Source organism: Pseudomonas sp. V98_8, assembly GCF_029967975.1.
Lineage (GTDB): Bacteria > Pseudomonadota > Gammaproteobacteria > Pseudomonadales > Pseudomonadaceae > Aquipseudomonas > Aquipseudomonas umsongensis.
This window is the reverse complement of the sequence record NZ_JASCAE010000067.1, coordinates 20,009-29,885: the sequence shown is the minus strand read 5'-3', so window position 1 is coordinate 29,885 and position 9,877 is coordinate 20,009. Positions and strand designations below refer to the sequence as shown.

The following is a 9,877-nucleotide window of genomic DNA, read 5'->3' as shown; positions in this document are numbered from 1 at the left end:
CGAGCCACCTTCAGCCACGACAGGCTGAACAGAGGTAGCGGCAAAAGCGTTAACTGCGAAAACCGAGAAAGCGATGCTGAGGAGGGTCGGGCGTTTCATGATCGTGTGCTCCGGGGTGTAGTTGTTTGGTATGGAGCTGATGTTACGCCGCGAATTTTTTAAGAGAACTTCATTGACGTGATGGTGAACATCGACGCTATTGATAGGGGCGCTGCGCTACCGTTCGCGGGCGTGATGGTGCAGTCGTCGGACGTTCGGGTCGTGGTCGATGGCGCCTTCTACACTGGATAGCTGGTGCGGATCGCGGCCAACCAGGAGATATGTATGTATCAACTCTACGGACACCAGAACTCGGGCGCGGCAGCGATCGAGGCCGCCCTGGAGCTGTGTGAGATCGCCTATCGCTTCATTGATGTCGAGACGTCCCCGCAGGCGGCCCAGGCACTGGAGAAGCTCAATCCGCTCAAGCAGATTCCGACGCTGCAACTGCCCGACGGCAGTGTCCTTACGGAGAGCGCGGCGATCCTGATTCATCTCGGGCTGACATTTCCCGAGTCGAACCTGTTGCCGGCTGACCCTGCCGAGCGTGACCAGGCCATTCGGGGCCTGGCGTTCATCGTCAGCAATTGTTATGCGGCCATCGGCATCATCGATTACCCGGAACGCTGGTTGGCCAATGCCGATGAAGCCTCGCGGCAAAACCTCATGGCCGGTACCCGGCAACGCTTGCATTGGAGCTGGGAAGTGTTTGCCGACCAGTTTTCCGCTGAGCTGTACCTGGGTGAAGAGGCTCCGGGCGCGCTGGATGTGCTGGCGGCCGTGGTCACACGCTGGGGCGGCAGCCGCGAGCATTTGCGCCGAACCCGGCCGGGCTTTTCCGCCTGGCTGGAACGCATTGACCGGCATCCGATATTGGCGCCGGTCTTTGCCAGGCATTGGCCTGCCTGATCACCACAAATTAATAATGTGGGGGGATTTGCAATTTACCCGTACTATTCGCCGCGAATATATTGTTCCAGCTGGCGAATCAACTCGGCCTGTTCGGCAATGGCTTCCTTGACCAGGTCGCCGATCGACAGCAAGCCGATCAACTTGCCGTTTTCCACCACCGGCAGGTGACGCAAGCGTCTGTCGGACATGATGCCCAGGCAGGTGTCGACGGTTTGATGGGTGTCAACGGTGATGACGGGCGATACCATGATGTCGCGTACCGGCGTGCCCACGGAAGAGCGGCCATGCAGCACCAGTTTGCGCGCGTAGTCGCGTTCACTGATGATGCCCAGCACCTCGTCATTCTCTACCACCAGCAAGGCACCGACGTTTTTTTCGGCCATCTTCATCAGCGCTTCGAGCACCATGTGATCAGGTTTGATCTGGTGCACTTCCTGGTTCTTCTGATCTTTCAACTTGAGCAGTTGCGCGACGGTTTTCATGGCGGTTTTCCGGGTGTTGTCGTTGTCCTTGAAGAATCGTAGACCCAGGCGTTCAGGGCAAGGGCAAAAGCGGCAGATAGCACACAAAAAACGTCATTCGGCGGATTTTTTCCGAACCCGAAAAAATCGCAGCCTTTGTAGGAGCTGCCGCAGGCTGCGATCTTTTGATCTTGCTCCTGTAAATCAAAATCAAAAGATCGCAGCCTGCGGCAGCTCCTACAGGTGTGGATGACGCGTAGAATTACTCGCTTGAACAAAACCCGAGGTCTGCAGTGGTGGATTTACCCCAGGGCTTCGTCCTGACCCGGCATTGGCGCGACACGCCGGCGGGCACCGAAGTCGAGTTCTGGCTGGCGACCGATAGCGGTCCCCGGCGCATCCGCCTGCCGCATCAGCCGTCGGTGGCGTTCATCCCGGCCGATCAGCGCGAGCAGGCCGAGGCGCTGTTGCGCGACGAAAAGAACCTCGAGCTCAAGCCCCTGGCCCTGCAGGACTTTGAACATCGCCCGGTGCTCGGCCTGTATTGCCAGCAGCACGGGCAACTGATGCGCCTGGAAACCGCGCTGCGCAGGGCGGGCGTCGAGGTGTACGAGGCCGATGTGCGCCCGCCGGAGCGCTACATGATGGAGCGGTTCATCACCGCGCCAGTACGCTTTGGCGGCACGCCGGGGGGCGACGGCCTGCTGCTCGAGGCGCAGATGAAACCTGATCCCGACTACCGCCCCAGCCTGAAACTGGTGTCCCTGGACATTGAAACCACCGCCCAGGCCGAGTTGTATTCCATTGCCCTGGAAGGTTGCGGCGAGCGTCAGGTGTATATGCTCGGCCCGCCCAATGGCGACCACGGCGCGGTGGATTTCCAGCTCGAATACTGTGAATCGCGAACCCTGCTGCTCAAGAAGCTCAATGAATGGTTCGCCCGCCACGACCCTGACGCGATCATCGGCTGGAACGTCGTGCAGTTCGACCTGCGGGTCTTGCATGAACACGCCCGGCGCCTGGCCGTGCCGCTGAAACTGGGGCGAGGCGGTGAGGAGATGCAATGGCGCGAACACGGCAGCGGCAACCATTACTTTGCGTCCGCCGCCGGCCGGCTGATCATCGACGGCATCGAGTCCCTGCGCTCGGCGACCTGGAGCTTCCCCTCGTTCAGCCTGGAAAATGTCGCGCAAACCCTGCTGGGTGAAGGCAAGTCGATTGATAACCCGTACCAGCGCATGGATGAAATCAACCGCATGTTCGCCGAGGACAAGCCGGCGCTGGCCAAGTACAACCTCAAGGACTGCGAACTGGTCACGCGGATCTTCGCCAAGACCGAGCTGCTCAAGTTCCTGCTGGAGCGGGCCAGTGTCACCGGGTTGCCGGCCGATCGCATGGGCGGATCGGTGGCGGCGTTCACCCATCTCTACATGCCGTTGATGCATCGCCAGGGCTTCGTTGCGCCAAACCTGGGCAGCAAGCCAGCACAAGCGAGCCCTGGTGGATTTGTCATGGACTCGCGACCGGGCTTGTACGAGTCGGTGCTGGTGTTCGACTACAAGAGCCTTTATCCGTCGATCATCCGCACCTTCCTCATCGACCCGGTAGGCTTGATCGAAGGGCTCAAGCACCCCGATGACCAGGACTCGGTACCGGGTTTTCGCGGAGCGCGGTTTTCCCGCACCCGGCATTGCCTGCCCGCCATCGTCGCCCGGGTCGCCGAAGGCCGGGAAACCGCCAAGCGTGAGCACAATGCGCCGCTGTCCCAGGCGCTGAAGATCATCATGAACGCGTTCTACGGCGTGCTCGGTTCCAGTGGCTGCCGCTTCTTCGACACGCGCCTGGCGTCATCGATTACCTTGCGTGGCCACGAGATCATGCTGCGCACCCGAAAGCTGATCGAAGACCAGGGTCATACAGTGATCTACGGCGACACCGACTCGACCTTCGTCTGGCTGCGCCGCGCCCACGGCCAGCAGGAAGCCGCGCAGATCGGCCGCGCGCTGGTCGAGCACGTCAACCAGTGGTGGCGCGAGCACGTGCGTGAAGAGTTCGGCCTGGAGAGTGTGCTGGAGCTGCAATTCGAAACCCACTACAAACGCTTCCTGATGCCGACCATTCGCGGCGCGGAGGAGGGCAGCAAGAAGCGATACGCGGGGTTGGTCACGCGCGCCGATGGCAGCGACGAAATGGTCTACAAGGGCCTGGAAACCGTGCGCACCGACTGGTCGCTGTTGGCCAGGCAATTCCAGCAGGAGCTGTATTCACTGATCTTCCACCGCAAACCCTATCAGGACTACGTGCGCGAGTATGTGCGCAAGACCTTGGCCGGTGAGTTCGACGACCGCCTGATCTACCGTAAGCGCCTGCGCCGCACGCTGGACGACTACCAGCGCAACGTCCCGCCCCACGTACGGGCGGCGCGGATGGCCGACGATTACAACGATCGCCAGGGCCGCCCGCGGCAGTACCAGAATGGCGGCTGGATCAGCTACGTCATCACTGTCGCCGGCCCCGAGCCGCTGGAGATCCGCAGTGCCCCCATCGACTACGACCACTACATCACCAAGCAATTGCAACCGGTGGCGGATGCCATCCTGCCGTTTGTCGATGACGATTTCTCAACCCTGGTGGGGGGGCAACTGGGCTTGTTTTGAGTCCATCAGCGACAAGGTCCAGTCATCCAGGATGCCGTGAAAGTATTGGTTCAAGGCTTGATGAAAGAGACTGTCGTCGGCCGCGACCTGGGCGAACAAGGTCATCGAGGAGCGAAATTTCAGGTCGTCGGGGTGGCCGAATATCGCTGCCACCGAGCGCTGCTGGATGTTCAGCACCTGTTGGGTACAGGTGCGCAGCCGGTCACCCAGCAGCGGGTGATCCAGGTAGGCCTGCGCTTCTTCCCGGGAACGGATTGCGAAGCGCCGGGACATTTCGCTGTCACCCAAACCGGCGAACTGCGGGAAAACGAACCACATCCAGTGACTGCGCTTGTGGCCGGCGTCGAGTTCGGCCTGGACCCGGTCGAACACCGGGTTCTGCGCCTGGACGAAGCGTTGCAGGTTAAAGGCGTCCGGTTGATCGGTGCTTCTCATGTCGAAGCCCTCTGACACCGCGATGGCTTAGACCATGGCCAACCGCTGCTTGCGTTTGGGCGCCTGAAACGCTTGGTCCAGCGCCTCCAGATCCCCAGCCTCCAGCTTCAACTGCGCCGCTTGCGCGTTGAGCCGCACGTGTTCGGGGCGGACGGCCTTGGGGATGGCGATCACGCCGTCCTGGCGCAGCAGCCAGGCCAGGGAAACCTGGGCAGGCGTGGCGTCGTGGCGGGCAGCTACTTGTTTGAGCGTAGCATTGGCCAGCATTTTCCCTGCCTGGCCGATCGGACAGTAAGCCATGACCGGCATGCGTTGCTCCTTGCACCAGGGCAATAAATCAAATTCTATGCCACGTTCCTCCAGGTTGTAGAGCACTTGATTGGTGGCACAGCCCTCTGTCGAGAGCTCCTGCAGGTCGTCGAGATCAAAGTTGGACACGCCCCAACGGCCTATCTTGCCGGCTTCACGCAGGCGTTCGAAGGCTTCTACCGTTTCTTCCAGGGGATACTGGCCACGCCAGTGCAACAGATACAGGTCGATGGTATCGGTCTTCAGCCGTCGCAGGCTGCGCTCGCACGCCTGGGGGATGCCCTGGCGGCTGGCGTTGTGCGGGTAGACCTTGCTGACGAGGAAGACCTGGTCGCGCTGGCCGGCGATGGCGTCGCCCACCACTAGTTCGGCACCGCCTTCGGCGTACATTTCGGCGGTGTCGATCAGGGTCATGCCCAAGTCGATGCCCAGGCGCAGTGCGGCGACCTCGTCTTGATGGCGGGCAGGGTCCTCGCCCATTTGCCAGGTGCCCTGGCCGATGACCGGTACCCGAGTGCCGGCCAGTTGCTGGGTGCGCATGCTTTGCTCCTTCTGGTCATTATTTCTGTTGGCATCAGGATAGTCCCTCGGGTTCCATCCGGGTGGCTGTAGGAGCGAGCATGTCGAATCGTCGCACCGTCACGATGGACGTCAACGATGACGTGGGAAACCTGACACCCCCACGGCGCTCTCAGGTTCATCGTCGGAACGCCGCCCGGAGCAGGCTCGCTCCCACAGGTGCCGGTGATCGATTTCCATAGGTGCCGGTGATCGATTGGCGACGTTCGCCACCGCACTTTTGCGCAACTTGCGGCTCTATCCCTTGCCAGCCGACGGCGATCCCCCCGTCGGCCCATGCCAAGTTCATCGCCCATGGTTCGAGTTTCACCCCACATCATTCGCTCAATCGGCCTGCTACTGAGTGGCCTGTCGCTGTTGCTGGCCAGCGGTTGCAGTCATCAACCAGGCAACGACCTGTTCACCCAGATACGCGATGGCAAACCCCAGGAGTTCCTGCAGACCAGTGTCGACCGCATGGCGACGCTGACCATGCGCGACAACCTCGACAGCCTTTACCTGCTGATGGGCAAGCTGTACCTGCGCAACCCCGAGGAGTTGAAAAAATCCGGCTTCCTCGATGCCATGACCGCTGGCAAACAGGTGCGCATGGCCATTGAGCAGCAGCAGCCGTTGCCTACGCTTGGAGGCAAGAAGGACCTGGCAGCGTTGCGGTTTGCCATGAGCCCGGAGTTTCTCGGCGACCGGGTCGGCGCGTTCATCTATGCCATCGGCAGCATGCTGGTCACCGCCCACGGCAATCGCCTGGAGTTCTACATGACGGACGCGATCAACCCGACGTTCGTCAGCAACGCCGCGCGCAACATTGAAATCGCCACCTGGATCCTCAGCCAGCGGCAGACCAAGGACGGCCAGCCCATGCTGTTCTCCAACGAAATCTCGGAGGAGGGTAGCAACCTGAGTTTCGCCGTGGAGTTCGGCAAGATCGTCGCGCGGCTGGACCTTTTGACCCAGATGCTCGACGAGCGCTACCGGCGCATCGGCCTGAATTATGCCCAGAGCCTGCTGTTCCTGAATTTTCTGCCAGTGCAATGACTGTTCCGCTCGGCATCGCGACGAATGACCACCTGTAGGAGCTGCCACAGGCTGCGATCTTTTGATCTTGTTTCTGAAGATCAAAAGATCGCAGCCTGCGGCAGCTCCTACAGGGGCGGGATGCAGGATGCAAACAGGGCGGGATGCCAACAGGGCATAAAGATAGATCGCATCGTTATAACTGGTTATAAGAAATATCGCTATGCTGCGGGCCAGTTATTTCCTGCAGTTTTTGTGGATGTCTCAATGGATCTGTTGAATATCGGGTTGGTCGTGGCCGGGCTGGTGGTCGGCTTTATCGTCGGCATGACCGGCGTGGGTGGCGGTTCATTGATGACGCCCATCCTGCTGTGGTTCGGCATCAACCCGGCCACCGCGGTCGGCACCGATTTGCTGTACGCGGCCATCACCAAGTCCAGTGGCGTGCTGGTCCACAGGAAGAACAACAATATCGACTGGTCGATCACCGGATGGTTGACCCTCGGCAGCGTGCCGGCGGTGATGTTGACGTTGTGGTTCCTGAGCAGCCTGAACGAAGCGCCCGACGCGATGAACGCGATCATCAAGCAGGCCTTGGGCTTTGTACTGTTCGCCACGGCGTTGGCGATCCTGTTCAAGAAGCGCCTGCTCGCCTTCGCCCACAACCGCGCTGGAGGCAACTACAAGCCCAGCGGTTCGCGCTTGAATGTCCTGACCGTGATCACCGGCCTGGTGCTGGGCACCATGGTCGCGTTGACCTCGATCGGCGCGGGTGCCCTGGGCACCGTGGCGTTGTTTATCCTCTATCCGTTGTTGCCGACCCGTCGCCTGGTCGGCACGGAAATCGCCCACGCCGTGCCCCTGACCCTGGTCGCCGGCCTTGGCCATGCGAGCATGGGCAATATGGACTGGCACGTGCTCGGTTACTTGCTGGTCGGTTCGCTGCCGGGGATTTACCTGGGCAGCCACCTGACCGGGCGCATCTCCGATGAATGGTTGCGCCCTTGCCTGGCGACGATGCTGGTGCTGATCGGCTACAAACTGGCGTTCTAACTTAATGTAGGAGCGAGCATGCTCGCGAGAAACCTGAGAGCACCGTTGGGTGTCAGGCTTCCCGCGTTATCGTTGACGTTCTTCGCGAGCATGCTCGCTCCTACAGTGATTCAAGGCAGTGCATACACCTTGAACAGCTTTTTCATCGTCTCGTTGATCCCGCCCAAGTACTTGTCGTAAGCCTGCTCAATGGCGCCGGAACGATAGGCCTCGCTCAGTGCCATATCCACCAGCAGGCGGAAGTCCTCGTCACCGCGTTCGACGATCATCGCCACCGGGGCGTACTCGAAGATGCGGTCCAGGACCATCAGGTCATTGTTGGCGCCGCCTTTTGCCACCTGGTTTTTCAGCAATATGCGCTCGGCAAAGAACGCATCGGCCTTGCGTGTGGCAACCAGCCCCGTGCCTTCTTCTATGTTGGCCACGGTCACCAGCGACGCGATCACGCCGAGCATGCGCATCCGTTCGCGAATCCAGTCTTCGGTCACGCCACCCTCGATGGTGGCATAGGTCTGGTTGGCCAGGCCGCGGTTGATCGTCGCCCGCCAGGTCGGGCCAGGGTTGGCCTCCCTGCCGTTGAGCGCGTTGAGCAGCGGTTCGGCGGCGTCCTTGCGTACCAGTACCGAAAGGCCAGCGGTATACACCGGGATCGAGTAGCTGATGGTTTTGCGCCGTTCAAGGGTCGGCGGGGTCGGCGTGCAGAGGATGTCGACCTTGCCCAGTTTCACCGCGCTGGTCTCTTCAGCCATGGTGACGGGCTGGTAGCGCACCTGCAGGTTGGGCAGGTCGAGTTCGGTCTTGAGCTTGTCGGCGATCTTCAGGCACAGGTCGATGGCATAGCCGCTGGCCTTGTCGCCCTGCGCAACGCTGAAGGGTGCCAAGTCAGGCACGTAACCCAGGGTAAAGGCGTTGCTGGCGCGTATGCGTTCCAGGGTGTTGGCACCCGCCAGCATCGGCAGCGCGGTGAAGACCAGGGCGAGCAGCAGGCGTGTGGTTTTTGCAAAGGGTGCGTTCATGTCCGTTTCCCCCGTGTAGGAATGTCGGTGCAATCCTGGTTGCGATGCCTAAACATTGCCGGTCCTGGCCTGGACGGCGGCTGGCACGTCGACGAAACGCTTGGCGAGGAAACCATAGAGCAGGTAACCCAGGGCGAGCACCAGTGTGCCGCCAAATACCGCATCCTTGCCGCAGGCATACAGGGCGTACAACGAATACGCCACCGCCACCAGCAGCACCACCAGGTTGCGCGAGTACACCGCGGGCCCCACTTGGGCTTTGTGCATGATCACCAGCAAGCCGGTCAGCGCCGTTATGTAGGGGATCAGGTTGGTCACCGCCGCCAGGCTGACCAGTTTGCTGAACTGCGCAGCGGCATCGGGTGAGATGGTCGACACGGCCATGATTGTCTGCAACACGCCGCAGACGATCATGCCGATCACCGGTGCATCGCTGGCGTTGACCTTGCTGAACAGCTTGAGGAACAGGTTCTGGTCGGCGGTCATCTTTGCCGTTTGGGCCAGGGTGAACTGCCAGCCCAGTAGCGAGCCCACGCAAGCCATGATCGCCAGGGCCATGACGATGTTACCCACCAACGGGTTGAACATCTTGGCGTAGACCAGCGCGAAAGGTGCCGAGGAATTGGCCAGTTCGGCATTGGGAATGATGCCCTGGATGACGGTGGTCGACAGCACATAGACCGTGGCGGCGCCCAGGGTGCCGAACAGGCAGGCCAGCGGTACGTTGCGCTTGGGGTCTTCCACCGCATCGGTGGCCTGGGCTGCCGACTCCATGCCCAGGAATGCCCACAGGGTCAGGGGGATGGCCTTGCCGATGGCTTCGGAAATGGCCAGGTTGTTGGGGTTCCAGGCGGCTTCCAGCAGTTTGGTGTCGAACCAGAACCAGCCGATGATACTCAGGCCCGCCACCGGAATGATCACGCCCCACACGGTGAAAGCGCCGATCTTGCCGGTGATGCTCGGGCCGCCGAAGTTGGCGATGATGGTGATCCAGATCAGCGCCACCGTGCCGACGAACAGCGGGATGGCACCACCGCTGAGCCAGGGCAGGAAGGCGCTCATGTAGCCCACCGCCGAGATCGCGACGGCGACGTTGGCGATCGCCAGGGACAGGAAGTACAGGTACGAGCAGAGGAAGAACCCCGACTTCGCATGGGCTTCCTCGGTGTAGGCGGACAACCCGCCGGAACGTGAGCAGAACACCCCGCACTGGGCGAAGCAATAAGCGATGGCCATCGAGCCGATCGCCGTGAAAATCCACGACAATAGCGAGACTGCACCGAGTTGGGCCATGTTGGTGGGGAGCATGATGATGCCTGAACCCATCATGTTGACCGTGACCAGCGTGGTGAGCCCCATCAGGCCCATTTTCTTGCTTGAATCAGCCATCGCACACTCCTTG

At 61.0% G+C, this 9,877-nt stretch carries 9 protein-coding genes; 4 read left to right on the top strand and 5 right to left on the bottom strand.

Features of this window, described 5'->3' with window-relative positions:
• Positions 1 to 324 precede the first annotated feature (324 nt).
• Positions 325 to 948 carry a glutathione S-transferase N-terminal domain-containing protein gene (locus QLG10_RS21535; protein WP_033042476.1) on the top strand — a complete coding sequence of 208 codons (624 nt, stop codon included), beginning with the start codon at positions 325 to 327 and terminating at the stop codon, positions 946 to 948.
• A 44-nt stretch (positions 949 to 992) separates the two neighbouring features.
• Here QLG10_RS21535 and QLG10_RS21530 read toward each other — a convergent pair whose 3' ends face one another.
• A complete protein-coding gene (locus QLG10_RS21530; RefSeq protein ID WP_007944798.1) occupies positions 993 to 1,433 on the bottom strand; it encodes a CBS domain-containing protein in 441 nt (146 codons plus the stop codon).
• A 275-nt stretch (positions 1,434 to 1,708) separates the two neighbouring features.
• Here QLG10_RS21530 and QLG10_RS21525 point away from each other — a divergent pair, with 275 nt between their 5' ends.
• Positions 1,709 to 4,069, top strand: coding sequence for a DNA polymerase II (locus QLG10_RS21525; protein WP_282487988.1), 2,361 nt, complete (start codon positions 1,709 to 1,711; stop codon positions 4,067 to 4,069).
• Here the strand turns inward: QLG10_RS21525 and QLG10_RS21520 are convergent.
• Both QLG10_RS21520 and QLG10_RS21515 read right to left on the bottom strand, forming a co-directional pair.
• Entirely contained in the window at positions 4,034 to 4,504 is a 471-nt protein-coding gene (locus QLG10_RS21520) for a DUF1810 domain-containing protein (protein WP_110746586.1), read from the bottom strand. The two genes, QLG10_RS21525 and QLG10_RS21520, sit on opposite strands and share 36 nt — an antisense overlap.
• Before the next feature lie 27 nt (positions 4,505 to 4,531).
• On the bottom strand, positions 4,532 to 5,353 hold the full coding sequence (locus QLG10_RS21515) for an aldo/keto reductase (RefSeq protein ID WP_110746587.1): 822 nt from the start codon (positions 5,351 to 5,353) through the stop codon (positions 4,532 to 4,534).
• Between the two features lie 333 nt (positions 5,354 to 5,686).
• Here QLG10_RS21515 and QLG10_RS21510 point away from each other — a divergent pair, with 333 nt between their 5' ends.
• Entirely contained in the window at positions 5,687 to 6,427 is a 741-nt protein-coding gene (locus QLG10_RS21510; protein ID WP_282487987.1) for a hypothetical protein, read from the top strand.
• Between the two features lie 246 nt (positions 6,428 to 6,673).
• Positions 6,674 to 7,459, top strand: a complete 786-nt coding sequence (locus tag QLG10_RS21505) for a sulfite exporter TauE/SafE family protein (RefSeq protein ID WP_110746590.1) — start codon at positions 6,674 to 6,676, stop codon at positions 7,457 to 7,459.
• Positions 7,460 to 7,569: 110 nt separating this feature from the next.
• On the opposite strand, the gene QLG10_RS21500 is transcribed toward QLG10_RS21505, so the two are convergent.
• Together QLG10_RS21500 and potE are read right to left on the bottom strand one after the other, a co-directional pair.
• A complete protein-coding gene (locus QLG10_RS21500) occupies positions 7,570 to 8,475 on the bottom strand; it encodes an amino acid ABC transporter substrate-binding protein (protein WP_282487986.1) in 906 nt (301 codons plus the stop codon).
• Positions 8,476 to 8,523: 48 nt separating this feature from the next.
• Positions 8,524 to 9,864, bottom strand: coding sequence for a putrescine-ornithine antiporter (gene potE, locus QLG10_RS21495; RefSeq protein WP_110746593.1), 1,341 nt, complete (start codon positions 9,862 to 9,864; stop codon positions 8,524 to 8,526).
• Positions 9,865 to 9,877: the final 13 nt, after the last annotated feature.